Origin of the sequence: Sporosarcina sp. P17b (assembly GCF_002743115.1) — a bacterium.
Classification (GTDB): Bacteria; Bacillota; Bacilli; order Bacillales_A; family Planococcaceae; genus Sporosarcina; species Sporosarcina ureae_C.
The window spans coordinates 49,382-63,570 of sequence record NZ_PDYP01000002.1 but is presented as its reverse complement, the minus strand read 5'-3'; the positions used below and the strand labels follow the sequence as shown (position 1 = coordinate 63,570).

Below are 14,189 nucleotides of genomic sequence, written 5' to 3'. Positions count from 1 at the left end.
ATGAAATGCAAAACCGTTCTTTATTAACAAACCGGGAACGACAAATTTTCACTTTGCTAGTAGACGATTTTACAACAAAAGAAATTGCTGGACAGCTGACTATTAGTGAGAAAACCGTAAGAAATCATATTTCGAATACGATTCAAAAACTAGGCGTATCAGGCAGAGCACAGGCTATTGTTGAGTTACTACGTTTAGGAGAACTTCAACTGAACTAAAAGTACTCCCCCCCTAGGATCATTGTCTAATTTTGTGCAAACCGTGTCGATCACTCTCTCTCTAGCAAAAGATCGCTTGTAAAATTGTTGCGTTCATCAACGAAAACGGTACAATGAAAAGATAGGATTCATTTCAGGGAGCTGATTTTTTTGAATGAACGACAAAACGTATCAATGGATATCGCAAAGATGGAAAAAGATCTGCGTTACATTGCATCCATTATCAAGGAGCAAGGACGAAAAATATTAAAAAACTCTACGATTACACCTCCTCAATTTAGAGCTTTACAATGGCTGCTGGAATATGGGGATATGACAATCGGCGATCTATCTAATAAAATGTTCTTGGCTTTTAGTACAACGACTGATTTAGTAGACCGAATGGAAAATAATCAACTAGTAAAGCGAGTGCGAGATGAAAACGATCGTCGTGTTGTTCGCGTTCATTTATTACCTGAAGGTATACGTATCATTGAAGAGGTTATACAGAAGAGACAAGAGTATTTACAGGATGTCCTTGTGAACTCAGATGAACAAGAAATTCAGCAGTTTTCAGGATTGCTAGCTAAATTGCACGAACAGATGATAAGAGATTGAGGGATTACATTGAATGCACCTATTGGAGTAATTGATTCAGGAGTCGGCGGGCTTACAGTAGTTAGAGAGTTACGCAAATATTTGCCGAATGAACCTATAATTTATATCGGCGATGATGCACGTTGTCCGTATGGTCCTCGGCCTGCGGAAGAAGTGTTGCGATTTACGATGGACATGGTAAATAGTTTAGCGCAAATGGGTATAAAAATGCTCGTTATTGCGTGTAACACTGCGACTGCTATTGCGCTTGAAGAAGTACGAAAACAATTTGACTTTCCTGTGGTTGGAGTTATTCAACCGGGGGCCAGAGCCGCTGTTAACGCATCGCAAACAGGTGAAATCGCTGTGCTTGGTACAATAGGCACCGTGAAGAGTAAAGCATATGAAGAAGCAATACATGAGCTGAGACCACAAGCAATTGTTCATTCGCTTGCGTGTCCGGAATTTGTACCAATCGTAGAGAGTGGAGAATATCGTACACAGGCGGCAAGAGATATTGTAGATCAGACATTATTGCCTTTGCACAGCCATTCGTTTGATTCTGTTATACTTGGTTGTACGCATTATCCATTATTACAAGATCATATTGAAGCCCATTTCTCTCATCAAAAAAATGTTATTTCTTCAGCAGTGGAGACTGTGATTGACGTGGAGCGTATTCTTGAAGCGGCAAATATGCTGTCTGTTTCAGCTGAAGAGCCTATATTTTATACAACAGGCTCGATGGATAAGTTTCAAGTCATTGTTGAAGATTGGCTTTCCATTCCTCAACCTGACGTACGCTTATTAACGTTTTAAAATAGAAGGCAGGACTCGAAAACAGTACGTTGTTTTCGGGTTTTTTGTTGTGTTTATGGTAAGATAGGTTGAATGTAGACTTGATGAACTGGTCACAACAAATATATGAACCATAACGGAGGAAAGCGCATGAGACATGATGGAAGAGCTACAGAAGATATTCGTACAGTAACAATTGAGAAAGATTATTTGATTCACCCAGAAGGTTCCGTACTGATTTCAGTTGGAAATACAAAAGTGATTTGTACAGCGACGATTGAGGATCGAGTGCCGCCATTTATGCGTAATAGTGGAAAGGGCTGGATTTCTGCTGAGTATTCCATGTTGCCGCGTGCTACAGGGCAACGAACAATTCGTGAATCATCCCGTGGTAAAGTCGGCGGTCGTACAATGGAAATACAGCGTTTGATTGGACGGGCTTTACGCGCGGTAGTTGATTTAGATGCTATTGGTGAGCGTACGATTTGGATCGACTGTGATGTTATTCAAGCAGATGGAGGAACACGTACATCTTCTATTACAGGTGCATTCGTTGCATTGGTCATTGCTGCGAATAAATTACAAATCGAAAAGAATCTGCCCGTATTCCCAGTTCGTGACTTCCTTGCTGCTACAAGCGTAGGGAAACTGGCTGACGGTCAATTGATCACAGATCTGGACTACGTAGAAGATTCTTCAGCTGACGTCGATATGAATGTGGTAATGACGGGACAAGGGCAATTCGTGGAACTGCAAGGGACAGGCGAAGAAGCTACTTTTTCTCGCGCAGAAATGAATGATTTATTGACGCTGGCTGAATCGGGAATTGAACAATTGATTGCGATTCAAAAAGAAGTGTTAGGTGAATTGGCGGATAAGATTGGACAACAGGCAGGCGAAGTGCAATGAAAGAAGTGTTAATTGCAACGAATAATAGAGGTAAGGCGAAAGATTTTGAAGTTCTCTTTCGCCCTTTAGGTATCACTGTACTGACATTGCAAGATATAGAAGAATCAATTGATGTAGAAGAAACGGGTACCACTTTCGTTGAAAATGCCGTTCTAAAAGCGGAGACTGTTGCAAATTTACTAGGAAAAGTAGTAATTGCAGATGACAGTGGACTAGAAGTTGATGCACTCAATGGTGAACCGGGTGTCTACTCTGCGCGCTATGCAGGCGAGCCTTCGGACGATGAAGCGAATATCGATAAGTTGTTAGCTAAACTTGTTGAAGTGCCTGAAACGGCGCGTCAAGCTCGTTTTCGGTGCGTTCTGGCGATTGCGGGTCCTAATATCGAGACAACTACTTATTCCGGCAGTTGCGAGGGCGTCATTACTGATCAACGTCAAGGAACGAATGGATTCGGTTATGATCCAATATTTTATGTACCTAATAAAGAAAAGACGATGGCCGAATTATCTGCAGAAGAGAAAAGTGCCATCTCTCATCGCGGTGCGGCATTAGCTCAGCTAAAAGATCAGCTACCAGAATTTATCACGAGGTTAGGTGAAATAAAATGAAGTTAATTGTTTTAAGTGATTCACATGGCGACGTAAATACAGTGAAGCAGATTAAATCATTGCAAGCAGACGCCATATTCCATTGTGGCGACAGTGAGTTATCGGCAGAAGATCCATTGCTTAATGGAGTTCATATTGTTCGTGGTAACTGTGACGGTGATGATCAGTTTCCAGCAACCATTGTACAGAAAGTGGGCGATGAGACTATATTCATCGTCCACGGCCATGAGCACAACGTCAAGCGTTCTATGCTCACTCTTTCTTACGCAGCAGATGAACAACAAGCAACCATTGCTTTATTCGGACATTCCCATTTATATGGCGCAGAGATGATTAACGATGTATTGTTTGTTAATCCGGGAAGCACGACTCAACCACGTGGCGGCAGGGTAGCGACATACGCCGTCATCGAAATAGCTGATGCGTATACCGTGAGTTTTTATAGCATGAACCACGACTTAATAGACCAAATTATATTAAATAAATAGTTTTATGAAATAGTGTTGACTTCTCTTTGTATTATGCATATAATAGTTCTTGTGCCTGTGGTTGCAGGTGTTTGTCTCAGTAGCTCAGCTGGATAGAGCAATGCCCTTCTAAGGCATCGGTCGGGGGTTCGAATCCCTCCTGGGACGTCATGAAAAATGTATTGGAAGATAATATAAAAAGCGCTGTAAACGTTGAAAAATGACGTTCGCAGCGCTTTTTATTGTGAGGTAAAACAGCAATTAGTATTTTTGAAATTTAACCACGCGGGCATTGCTGTCCATAATCCCCATATAGATTTTACTTTTGAACATGTTTATGCTTACAAACTTCATTGTGTAAAAGAATTGGGGAGTTAGGCAACCCAGCTATTTAGATGAAAACGATGACAAGGAGCCTATCCCTTTGTCACCGTTTAATATAACGGTAAATGTTCCCCGCTAGCTGAATGTTAAATAATTGCTGGCCATCAGTCAGATCGGCTGAAAGAATTTCTTCAATTCGTTTCAGGCGGTAGTTCAGTGTGTTGGTGTGGACGTGAAGGGCGACAGCGGTTCGTTTGATGTTTTGATTTTGACGAAAATAGGTAAGTAATGTTTGCAACAAGTCCCCTTTGCGGGTTTGTTCATATTGAATAAGCGAGCCGATGACTTCGTGGACGAAATCCAGTAGTTCTTCTTCTGAATTTTGTAAGATGAAGCGCTGGATACCGAGATCTGTGTAGGACAGGGCACGTTCTTCGAAATGGTAGCTTTTCATGAATGTGATGCATTTTTCAGCTTCATTAAATGATTCATGGGCGGCGGCAAGGTTTGATTTCATTCTGCCGATGCCGATAGTGATGTCGAGTTCGCTGTATGTTTTTTCGATTTCCTGTTGCAAGTGTAAGGCGAGTCGTTTAATATCGCCTACTTGGTTTGTTGCCTGCAGTTTAGCAGGGTAGGAGAATAAGGCACCAAGTTTGTTGTGATCGATGAGCGCGGCATCTTGCGAGTTTTTTCCTAGGAAGTATTTGTTCGTCATTTGCAGCATATTGTTGATGACGTTTTCGCTGATAGCACCGTGCTGCAATTTGTCTTTGTTTTCGACGTTAACACTGACGGCGATGTAGTTGCGGTTCAAGTCGAATTGTAGATTTTTTGCCTGCTTTCTTAATGTTTCATCCATTGCCTGACCGGATAAAATTTTTATCATGAATTCGCTCTGTAGACGCTGCTGTGTTTCAGAGACAGTTTGTACTTTGACTAGCTCGAGCATGATAACAGTGCAGATGTGTTCGAGCGCGTTGATTTCGGCTTGTCCGATTGGATCTTTTGAGACGATGATGAGCGTGCCAAGCGTCTTCATTTTCGATTGTAACGATAGCGCGATAAATTGATAGTTTTCGCGGCCTAGCGTGATTTCAGAGACGCTGTACGGGCTGCCGGGCGACTGCTCGTTCTGTTTCGCAAAACGTTGCGCCTCGCTTTTCATCTCTTCTGTAACAGGCGTGCGGCAGGCAGAAGCGGTCAATTCGCCTATTTCATCGAATAAGAAAATATGCTCGCCAATTGTTTCGTAAATATAGTCGATAATGGATTGTATTCCTTCTCCGTTGACGACGAGATTGGCAATGTTGCGCTGTGTTTCAATCGAGCGCGACAGCTGCTGAACGGTCTTTTTTTCTTCATAATATATATTCGACTTTTCGAGCGCAATGGCGGCTTGTTGTGCGATCGCCTCTAACAGCTGCATATCCTCTTTTTTGAAATTTAGCGATTTATCGAATGAATCAAGCGTAATGACGCCTATGCATGTTCCTTTCAATAAAATTGGCGATGAAATGATCGAAGTGAAATGGAAATTACCAGGAATCGATTCGTCGAGCAACGTTCGGTTGCCAGGAGTGAGTGTATCGAGCGCCTGTTTGATTTCTTCTTCATTTTTAAACACTAACCCTTTTTTCGCTTGAAATGTCATGCCTGTCATAGATTCACCGTTGCTTAATTCAATCGATTTAAAGATTTGTGGATAAAACAAGCCATGCGCGGATTTGGCCATCAAGCGCTGTTTCTGCTGGTCGAAAACCCAGATTGAACCGCCTCCTGCTGCGTCTACTGCAGAAATTGCTTCACCAATTATCAAGTCGAAAATCGTCTCAATTTCTAATGAAGAGTTAATAACAGTGGAAACATGTACGAGAGATTTGAGCTGACGGTGAGTTAACGTGTCTTGCATAATCTATCATCCTAACCTTATAGTATTTATATTTTTTGTGTAAAACACACAAATTCTTTCAGAAGATCATACATAGAATTGATTTTTCTTATTGTTTATAATTATAAGTGAACTGGAAATAAAATGAAAGCTGGTCTATTAAAAGTATACGTATAGATGAAAGCGTTTGCAATTTAAGCATTAGCAAAACAATGTGTGGCAATGAAAGAATGGAGGGTATTGGATATGAATTTTGATTTGACAGATGAACAACAAATGGTGCGTAAGCTCGTTCGCGAGTTTGCGGAAGCCGAAGTGGCACCGGGAGCGGATGAGCGCGATCGTACAGGAGAATTCCCTAAAGAGATTTTTGAAAAGTTTTCGGAGCTTGGCTTGATGGGACTGCCTTTCTCGGAAGAATATAGCGGTGGCGGAGCGGATACGACGAGTTTTGCGATTGTTACAGAAGAATTGAGCCGTGTCTGCGCTTCGACAGGCATCACGTATTCTGCGCATATTTCACTTGGCGGAGCGCCACTTCATTTATTCGGCACACCGGAGCAAAAAGAGAAATATCTCACGCCGATTTGTACGGGCGAATCGTTCGGGGCGTTTGGATTGACGGAACCGAATGCTGGGTCCGATGCTGGCGGTACAGAAACGACAGCTGTACTTGAAGGCGATGAGTGGGTCATTAACGGTTCGAAATGTTTCATTACGAACGCGAGTTATGCGAAACATCTTGCCGTTACGGCGATTACAGACCGTTCGAAAGGAACGAACGGTATTAGTGCATTTATCGTGCCAACTGATGCGCCAGGATTTACAGTTATCGCAAACTACGAAAAGATGGGACTTCATTCTTCCAACACGACGGAATTGATTTTGGAGAATGTTCGTGTGCCAAAAGAAAACCTTCTTGGCGAAATTGGAAACGGTTACAAACAATTTTTGGCGACGCTTGACGGCGGACGCATTGGCATCGCCGCGATGGGTGTGGGCATCGCACAGGGAGCGTACGAGAAGGCGTTAAATTACGCGCAGGAACGAAAGCAGTTTGGTAGAAGCATTTCGAACTTCCAGGCGATTCAGTTCAAACTCGCGGATATGGCGATGAATATCGAACTGGCACGCAATATGGTGTATAAAGCTGCTTGGCTGAAAGATCAAGGTCGTACTTTCAAAAAAGAAGCGGCATTTGCAAAGTTATTCGCCTCTGAAATGTGCATGCGGGTCTGCGATCAAGCAGTGCAGATTCACGGTGGCTATGGCTATATTAAAGAATACCAAGTCGAGCGTTTCTTCCGCGATGCGAAACTTTTAGAAATCGGTGAAGGCACGTCAGAAGTTCAGCGCATGGTCATTGCAAAACAGATCGGCTGCTGATTTGTGAAAAATTTTTTATGAATTAACAAAGGGGCGATTGAATGGATATTGAACGAGTTTTACAATTAGCGGCAAATAGTAAACTTATTTATCCTAGTGAAGAAAAGGCGCGCTCGACATCGATCGGCAGCGCAGAAGCTTTCCAAGAACTTCTCCGGCAGTCCCAAGAAGATCCGGCTGCATTTTGGGATCAGCAGGCCCGTGAGCTCGAATGGTATGAACCGTGGACAGAGACGATCAGCGGCACACTCCCTGATTTCAAGTTTTTCGTTGATGGTATTACGAATCCGAGTATCAATTTACTCGACCGACATATTCAAAATGGTGCTGGTAACCGGACAGCGCTCATTTGGGAAAGTGAGAACGGCGATTCGAAATTTTACACGTATTCGATGCTTCTTGCGGAAGTGAACCGTTTTTCCAATGTGCTTCGGTCATTTGGCGTGAAAAAAGGTGATTGTGTTGCGATTTATCTGCCGAACTTAGCGGAGTCAGTCATAGCGGTGCTCGCTTGTTTCCGTGTCGGGGCGATCTATAACGCAGTCTTTTCTGGTTATTCTGAGCGCTCTTTATCCGATCGGCTAGCAAGCTTTGAACCGAAAGTCATCGTCACGGCAGATGCGACAATACGCCGAGGCAAAGAAATTCGCTTGAAAGAAAAAGTCGATCAAGTGGTGCCGTCTACTCCTTCAGTTGAAGCAGTCATCGTTGTCAATCGTATGGGCATTGATATCGATATGCAAGAAGGCCGGGATTACTGGTGGCATGAGTTGACGCAAAAAGCGAGCATCCATTGCGAACCCGAACGCCTTGAAGCAAATGAAAGCGGCATAGTTTTCTATACGAGTGGCACAACAGGCAAGCCGAAAGGGATCGTGCATTCAGGGACTGCATTTGTAGTGCAGAACTATGTATACGCAAAATATCATCTCGACCATCGCGATGACGACGTGTTTTGGTGTACAGCTGATATCGGCTGGTTGACGATGCATATTTGGGGTATCGTCGGATCTCTTGCGAACGGCGTCACGACAGTCGTTTACGAAGGAGCAATTGATTATCCAGAGAAGACACGTTTTTATGAAATCATTGAAAAATATCGTGTCAATAAACTATTTACCGCTCCAACAGCGTTGCGTATGTTGAAAAGCATGGGCGAGAAGCCGATGGAGCAGTTTGATTTAACATGTCTTGACGTGATAGCACTCGTCGGCGAGCCGTTCGATGCGGAGACATGGCACTGGACATATGAAGTGCTTGGCAAGAAAAAAGTTTATATTAACAACACGTGGGGGCAGACCGAAACAGCCGGCTCACCGATTGCAGGAGCAGCATGGCTGACGCCGATGAAACCCGGCTCTTCCGGCTCACCATTTTTAGGCGCAGTGTTGGATGTCGTCAATGAAGCGGGCGAACCCGTGAAAGCCGGACTGCTCGGCAACTTGATCATTAAACAGCCGTTTCCGATGCTGTGCCGGACGATTTGGAGAGAGCCAGAACGTTACTACGGTTCATACTACAGCCAAGTCGATGGAAGCTACTATGCAAGCGATCTCGCGCTGATCGATGAAGATGGCTATATTTGGGTGGTTGGCCGTTCCGACGATGCGTTCAACGTTGCAGGTCACCGTTTGAGCACGATGGAAATGGAAAGTGCCGTGCTTGAATGTGCAGGTGTAGCGGAATGCGCGGTCATTGGTGTGCCGGATGAAATTAAAGGAGAAGTGCCTTTCGTTTTTGTCCGCCTTTCTGAAGATGTAGCAGATGGGCGAGAAGTTGTAGAGCGGATTAAAGAAAACATCATCCGCCAGATCGGAAAAATAGCCCAGCCGAAAGAAATCGTTGTAACTGACTCTCTGCCAAAAACAGTGAGTGGGAAAATTATGCGCCGCTTAATTAAAGAAATCGTTACGACAGGCAGTGTCGCAGGCGATGTGACGGGGCTTGAAGATCCGTCGACAGTTGCGGAACTTCAGAGTGTCATGGAAGCAAAACCTGCGGGACAAATAAAATGAACAGTGGAGCGGGCCTCTTTACAGCTAGCCTCCTCTTTTCCTAAATTGTTGCACATAAAAGCTAGACTACATGATTAATTGAAAGGGTGAACATCATGTTTAAGAAAATTTTGATTGCGAATCGCGGGGAAATAGCGGCCCGTGTCATGCGTACATGCAAAGTTCTAGGCATTCAAACGGTCGGAGTTTATTCGGAAGCGGATGCGGAAGCTGTCCACGTTAAGCAGGCGGATGAAGCATATTTGCTCGGAGGACCGCGTGTAACGGAAAGCTATATGAAAATCGATAAAATTTTAGAAGCAGCACATAAATCAAAAGCAGAAGCGATCCATCCAGGCTATGGTCTGCTTTCTGAAAATGCGGAATTTGCGCGACGTTGCGAAGAAGAAGGATTCGTGTTCATTGGGCCTTCACCTGAAGTTATTTCTGAAATGGGCAGCAAAATTGCTTCACGCAAGGCGATGGAAAAAGCCGGTGTTCCAGTCGTACCAGGTGTCACCCGTTCGCTAGCAGACGCGGAAGAAGCAATCGAAGTGGCGGATAGTATTGGCTACCCAGTTATGCTGAAGGCATCTGCAGGTGGTGGCGGAATCGGTATGCAAGTCGTCTACGGCGCTGATGAAATAAGCAAAGCGTTCGAAGGCAATAAAAAACGAGCTACTGATTTCTTCGGAGATGGTGCAATGTATATTGAAAAATTCGTTGAAAAACCACGCCATATTGAAATTCAGATTTTAGCGGACAATGGAGGAAATACAGTGTACTTATGGGAGCGCGAATGCTCAATCCAGCGCCGCCACCAAAAAGTCGTGGAAGAAGCACCGTCATCATTCATTTCGGAAGAGACGCGAAGAAAAATGGGCGAAGCGGCGGTTAAAGCAGCTAAGTCCATCGGCTATAAAAATGCCGGAACAATCGAGTTTTTAGTCGATGCAGATCAAAACTTCTATTTTCTTGAAATGAATACAAGGCTGCAAGTCGAGCACCCGATTACGGAAGAAATTACTGGGCTTGACTTAGTAAAAGAGCAGTTGGATATCGCAGCGGGGAAAACACTTTCATTTGGACAGACAGACGTTAAACGTGACGGGCACGCAATTGAAGTGCGAATTTACGCCGAAGATCCGAAAACATTTTTCCCTTCGCCGGGAACGATCACGAAACTGAAGCTACCAGAAGGAACAGGCATCCGCCACGAATTGGCAGTTCACGGTGAGTCAGTCGTCACACCATTTTACGACCCAATGATCGCGAAACTCGTAGTCAAAGGCAAAGACCGGGACGAAGCAATCGAACGACTGCAAGAAGCGCTTTCGAATTACCATATAGAAGGTATAAAGACGAATATTCCTATGCTTCAGGAAGTAGCAGCGCATGAAGCATTCCGTTTAGGAGATACGACGACCGAATTCGTGGAAAAATATTTGGCGAAGAAAAAACAAAAGCAGACGAAATGACTTTGGGAGGAATTAGTATGACTGAAATTACAGCAAGCATGGCAGGAAGCGTTTGGAAAGTACTCGTCAAAGTAGGAGACGAAGTAGAAGAAGACCAAGACATTGCAATCTTGGAATCGATGAAAATGGAAATACCGATTGCTACTGATTTTGATGGAGTCGTAAAAGAGGTAAAAGTGAACGAAGGCGAATTCGTCAACGAAGGAGACGTCATCGCAATCATTGAATAATTCCTGTAGAAGGAGATGAAATGATGAAGTGGCCTGAAACGATTACGATTAAAGAAGTAGGACCGCGCGACGGACTGCAAAATGAAAAAATCTTCATTCCGACAGAAGACAAAATTGCCTGGATTAATAAGCTTTCCAAAAGCGGCCTGTCATCGATTGAAGTGACGTCTTTCGTCAATCCGAAATGGATACCGGCACTCGCGGACGCAAGTGTTGTGATGGCAGGCATTAAGCGGGAGCCTGGGATCACTTATTCAGCACTCGTCCCAAACCGCCAAGGGCTTGAACGAGCATTTGCTGCGAATATCGATGAAGCGGCTGTGTTCATGTCAGCGAGCGAAACACATAACTTGAAAAACATTAATAAGACGATCGTGGATACATTGCCTGTATTAAAAGAAATTGTCCAAGATGCGAATGCAGCGGGCAAGAAGACAAGAGGCTATGTGTCTACAGTGTTTGGCTGTCCATACGAAGGTGTGGTTGATACAGAAGCGGTCGTCCGCGTATCGGAATCGCTGTTTGACATGGGTATTGACGAATTATCGTTAGGAGATACAATCGGCGTTGCAAATCCGAGGCAAGTCCAGGAAGTACTTGATGTGTTACTGAAACGTTTTCCGGTAGACAAATTGGCGATGCATTTCCATGACACGCGTGGGACAGCTTTAGCGAATATCCTAGCCTCGCTTGATATGGGCATTACGGTGTTCGACAGTTCAGCTGGCGGTCTCGGAGGTTGTCCTTACGCACCCGGTGCTTCAGGCAACGCCGCGACGGATGATTTATTGTATATGTTGCACGGTATGGGCATTCATACCGGTGTCGATGAAGAAAAGATTTTAGCGGCATCCGCGTTTATTCAAGAAAAAATCGGCTATGCACTTCCTAGTAAAAACTTGCAGGCTGCCGGTGCGCATGATAAGCGAAGGACGTGAGTGAATGGGGAATAAAGTGGCAGTAAAGAGGCGCGACGACGGAATTGCGGTCATCTTATTGAATCGTCCCGAAGCGGCGAATGCATTGTCAGTCGAGATGCTGAACGAACTTTATAGTGCGCTGCTAGAATGTCGCTACGACGGGGAGATCCGGGCAGTTATTATAACAGGCGCCGGTGAAAAAGCATTTTGTGCGGGCGCTGATTTAAAAGAACGCTCAGGAATGAATCCGATTGATGTCCGCCAGACAGTTTCATTGATCCGCCAGACAATTAACAGTATTGAATCACTGCCGCAGCCGGTTATCGCTGCAATTAACGGAGTTGCGCTTGGCGGTGGTACAGAACTGGCGCTGGCATGTGACATCCGTATTGCAGCAGATACGGCAAAGTTCGGATTGACGGAAACTTCGCTCGGTATTATTCCGGGAGCCGGAGGTACGCAGCGACTGCCAAGATTGATCGGCAAAGGACGGGCGAAAGAGCTTATTTTCACTGCGCGCAGAGTCGAAGCGGCAGAAGCATTGGAAATCGGGCTGGCTGAATACATTGTGGCACCTGATCAGCTGATGGATAAAGCACTTGCCGTGGCAGGACAAATCGCGGCGAACGGACCGCTTGCTGTTGCGCAGGCGAAGTTCGCGATTGACCACGGTTATGACGTCGAACTGCAGACGGGACTCGCCATCGAACAGAACGCCTATGAAGTGACGATTCCTTCCAAAGACCCGCTTGAAGGACTGCAGGCATTTAAAGAAAAACGTAAGCCCGTATACACTGGCGAATGAGGAATGATCATAAGGGAGGCAGGACGATGACTACAGATACGAAATCTTTGCAGCAAGCATTGAATGAAAGAGTAGAGCAGATAAAAGAAGGTGGAGCGCCAAAATACCATGAAAAAAATGCAGAACAAGGGAAAATATTCGTTCGTGATCGCTTGAAATTACTATTCGATTCAGATCTCGAAATCGAAGACGGCCAATTCGCGAACTGCATGGCGGGCGATCTTCCTGCTGACGGTGTTGTAACAGGCATGGGGAAGATTAACGGCCAAGTCGTTTGCGTCATGGCGAATGATTCCACAATTAAAGCAGGCTCATGGGGCGCACGGACAGTGGAAAAAATTATCCGAATCCAAGAAACTGCTGAAAAATTGAATGTACCGCTTATTTACTTAGTCGATTCAGCAGGCGCACGGATTACCGATCAAGTTGAAATGTTCCCGGGTCGCCGCGGTGCTGGTAGAATTTTCTACAATCAAGTGAAATTATCTGGACGTATTCCGCAAATCTGCGTATTGTTCGGCCCATCAGCTGCTGGCGGTGCATATATTCCAGCGTTTTGCGATATCGTCATTATGGTCGATAAAAATGCATCGATGTACCTTGGATCGCCGCGCATGGCGGAAATGGTTATCGGTGAAAAAGTAACGCTCGAAGAAATGGGCGGCGCGCGCATGCACTGTTCAACTTCAGGCTGTGGCGATGTGCTAGCAAAAAACGAAGAAGACGCAATCGCAGCGGCGCGAAGATATTTATCGTATTTCCCGGCAAACTTTTCGGAAAAGCCGCCTGTACATGACGCAGTGTCTCCGAAACAGCTGGATAAAACACTCGAAGAAATCATTCCTAAAAATGAAAATGCTCCGTTTAATATGCACGACTTGATTAAAGGAATTATCGATGAAGATTCATTTTTTGAAATTAAGAAACTGTTTGCAGGCGAGCTCATTACTGGCCTTGCGCGCATCGATGGAAAAGCAGTCGGCATTATCGCGAACCAACCGCGCGTAAAAGGTGGCGTGCTATTCCACGACTCTGCTGACAAATCAGCGAAATTCATCAACCTTTGCGATGCATTCCACATTCCGCTGCTGTTCTTAGTCGACGTGCCTGGATTCATGATCGGAACAAAAGTAGAACGTGCAGGTATCATCCGTCATGGGGCGAAAATGATTTCTGCGATGGCAGAAGCGACAGTGCCAAAGATTTCTGTCATCGTACGCAAAGCATATGGCGCAGGGTTGTACGCCATGGCAGGCCCGGCATTTGAACCAGACGCCTGTTTAGCACTGCCGACCGCTTCCATCGCTGTTATGGGGCCGGACGCAGCTATCAATGCAGTCTACGCAAATAAAATCGCTGCGCTGCCTGAAGAAGAGCGAGCAGCTTATATTGAAGAGAAGCGTAACGAATACAAAGAAGATATCGATATTTACCATTTAGCTTCAGAATTGATTATCGACGGCATTGTCCCGGCGGACTCACTGCGCGATGAGCTGATTACGCGTTACGAAGCATATGCAACGAAATATATCCAGTTTACAACCCGCAAGCATCCGGTTTATCCGGTATGATGCAAGGTGAC

14 protein-coding genes and 1 tRNA gene are annotated in these 14,189 nt (G+C 44.9%); 14 read left to right on the top strand and 1 reads right to left on the bottom strand.

Going from position 1 to position 14,189, the window contains the following annotated elements:
- The first annotated feature begins 5 nt into the window (after window positions 1-5).
- From CSV76_RS02340 to CSV76_RS02310, 7 genes are all read left to right on the top strand, one after another.
- A complete protein-coding gene (locus CSV76_RS02340; protein WP_085428963.1) occupies window positions 6-218 on the top strand; it encodes a helix-turn-helix domain-containing protein in 213 nt (70 codons plus the stop codon).
- A gap of 174 nt (window positions 219-392) precedes the next feature.
- Window positions 393-815, top strand: coding sequence for a MarR family winged helix-turn-helix transcriptional regulator (locus CSV76_RS02335; RefSeq protein WP_085428962.1), 423 nt, complete (start codon window positions 393-395; stop codon window positions 813-815).
- Window positions 816-824: 9 nt separating this feature from the next.
- On the top strand, window positions 825-1,613 hold the full coding sequence (gene racE, locus CSV76_RS02330) for a glutamate racemase (RefSeq protein ID WP_085426475.1): 789 nt from the start codon (window positions 825-827) through the stop codon (window positions 1,611-1,613).
- 129 nt (window positions 1,614-1,742) lie between these two features.
- Window positions 1,743-2,501 carry a ribonuclease PH gene (gene rph / locus CSV76_RS02325; protein ID WP_085426474.1) on the top strand — a complete coding sequence of 253 codons (759 nt, stop codon included), beginning with the start codon at window positions 1,743-1,745 and terminating at the stop codon, window positions 2,499-2,501.
- On the top strand, window positions 2,498-3,112 hold the full coding sequence (locus CSV76_RS02320; protein WP_099624645.1) for an XTP/dITP diphosphatase: 615 nt from the start codon (window positions 2,498-2,500) through the stop codon (window positions 3,110-3,112). The genes rph and CSV76_RS02320 overlap by 4 nt, the downstream gene beginning before the upstream one ends.
- Window positions 3,109-3,600, top strand: a complete 492-nt coding sequence (locus CSV76_RS02315; protein ID WP_085426472.1) for a metallophosphoesterase — start codon at window positions 3,109-3,111, stop codon at window positions 3,598-3,600. Before CSV76_RS02320 ends, CSV76_RS02315 begins: the two co-directional genes overlap by 4 nt.
- A gap of 73 nt (window positions 3,601-3,673) precedes the next feature.
- Window positions 3,674-3,747 (top strand) — tRNA-Arg (locus CSV76_RS02310).
- Window positions 3,748-4,006: 259 nt separating this feature from the next.
- On the opposite strand, the gene CSV76_RS02305 is transcribed toward CSV76_RS02310, so the two are convergent.
- The gene (locus tag CSV76_RS02305) at window positions 4,007-5,815 is read right to left on the bottom strand and encodes a helix-turn-helix domain-containing protein (protein WP_099624644.1); all 1,809 of its coding nucleotides are present in this window, start codon (window positions 5,813-5,815) and stop codon (window positions 4,007-4,009) included.
- A 225-nt stretch (window positions 5,816-6,040) separates the two neighbouring features.
- On the opposite strand from CSV76_RS02305, the gene CSV76_RS02300 reads away from it, so the two are divergent.
- The 7 genes from CSV76_RS02300 (at window position 6,041) to CSV76_RS02270 (ending at window position 14,178) form a co-directional block, all read left to right on the top strand.
- A complete protein-coding gene (locus CSV76_RS02300; protein WP_099624643.1) occupies window positions 6,041-7,180 on the top strand; it encodes an acyl-CoA dehydrogenase in 1,140 nt (379 codons plus the stop codon).
- Between the two features lie 41 nt (window positions 7,181-7,221).
- A complete protein-coding gene (locus tag CSV76_RS02295) occupies window positions 7,222-9,195 on the top strand; it encodes an acetate--CoA ligase (RefSeq protein ID WP_099624642.1) in 1,974 nt (657 codons plus the stop codon).
- Between the two features lie 95 nt (window positions 9,196-9,290).
- Window positions 9,291-10,652 (top strand): acetyl-CoA carboxylase biotin carboxylase subunit, encoded by a 1,362-nt coding sequence (locus tag CSV76_RS02290; protein ID WP_099624641.1) that lies wholly within the window; start codon window positions 9,291-9,293, stop codon window positions 10,650-10,652.
- A gap of 17 nt (window positions 10,653-10,669) precedes the next feature.
- The gene (locus CSV76_RS02285; RefSeq protein ID WP_198166208.1) at window positions 10,670-10,882 is read left to right on the top strand and encodes an acetyl-CoA carboxylase biotin carboxyl carrier protein subunit; all 213 of its coding nucleotides are present in this window, start codon (window positions 10,670-10,672) and stop codon (window positions 10,880-10,882) included.
- A 20-nt stretch (window positions 10,883-10,902) separates the two neighbouring features.
- Window positions 10,903-11,820, top strand: coding sequence for a hydroxymethylglutaryl-CoA lyase (locus tag CSV76_RS02280; protein WP_085426466.1), 918 nt, complete (start codon window positions 10,903-10,905; stop codon window positions 11,818-11,820).
- Between the two features lie 4 nt (window positions 11,821-11,824).
- Window positions 11,825-12,607: an enoyl-CoA hydratase gene (locus CSV76_RS02275; protein ID WP_099624640.1), complete on the top strand. Its 783-nt coding sequence runs from the start codon at window positions 11,825-11,827 to the stop codon at window positions 12,605-12,607.
- Window positions 12,608-12,633: 26 nt separating this feature from the next.
- Window positions 12,634-14,178: an acyl-CoA carboxylase subunit beta gene (locus CSV76_RS02270; protein ID WP_099624639.1), complete on the top strand. Its 1,545-nt coding sequence runs from the start codon at window positions 12,634-12,636 to the stop codon at window positions 14,176-14,178.
- Window positions 14,179-14,189 lie beyond the last annotated feature (11 nt).

Coding starts and splice junctions, on each gene's coding strand:
- CSV76_RS02280 (WP_085426466.1), top strand. CDS start 10,903: ATGATGAAGTGGCCTGAAACGATTACGATTAAAGAAGTAGGACCGCGC.
- CSV76_RS02320 (WP_099624645.1), top strand. CDS start 2,498: ATGAAAGAAGTGTTAATTGCAACGAATAATAGAGGTAAGGCGAAAGAT.
- CSV76_RS02335 (WP_085428962.1), top strand. CDS start 393: ATGGATATCGCAAAGATGGAAAAAGATCTGCGTTACATTGCATCCATT.
- CSV76_RS02285 (WP_198166208.1), top strand. CDS start 10,670: ATGACTGAAATTACAGCAAGCATGGCAGGAAGCGTTTGGAAAGTACTC.
- CSV76_RS02290 (WP_099624641.1), top strand. CDS start 9,291: ATGTTTAAGAAAATTTTGATTGCGAATCGCGGGGAAATAGCGGCCCGT.
- CSV76_RS02300 (WP_099624643.1), top strand. CDS start 6,041: ATGAATTTTGATTTGACAGATGAACAACAAATGGTGCGTAAGCTCGTT.
- rph (WP_085426474.1), top strand. CDS start 1,743: ATGAGACATGATGGAAGAGCTACAGAAGATATTCGTACAGTAACAATT.
- CSV76_RS02305 (WP_099624644.1), bottom strand. CDS start 5,815: ATGCAAGACACGTTAACTCACCGTCAGCTCAAATCTCTCGTACATGTT.
- CSV76_RS02340 (WP_085428963.1), top strand. CDS start 6: ATGCAAAACCGTTCTTTATTAACAAACCGGGAACGACAAATTTTCACT.
- CSV76_RS02270 (WP_099624639.1), top strand. CDS start 12,634: ATGACTACAGATACGAAATCTTTGCAGCAAGCATTGAATGAAAGAGTA.
- CSV76_RS02295 (WP_099624642.1), top strand. CDS start 7,222: ATGGATATTGAACGAGTTTTACAATTAGCGGCAAATAGTAAACTTATT.
- CSV76_RS02315 (WP_085426472.1), top strand. CDS start 3,109: ATGAAGTTAATTGTTTTAAGTGATTCACATGGCGACGTAAATACAGTG.
- CSV76_RS02275 (WP_099624640.1), top strand. CDS start 11,825: ATGGGGAATAAAGTGGCAGTAAAGAGGCGCGACGACGGAATTGCGGTC.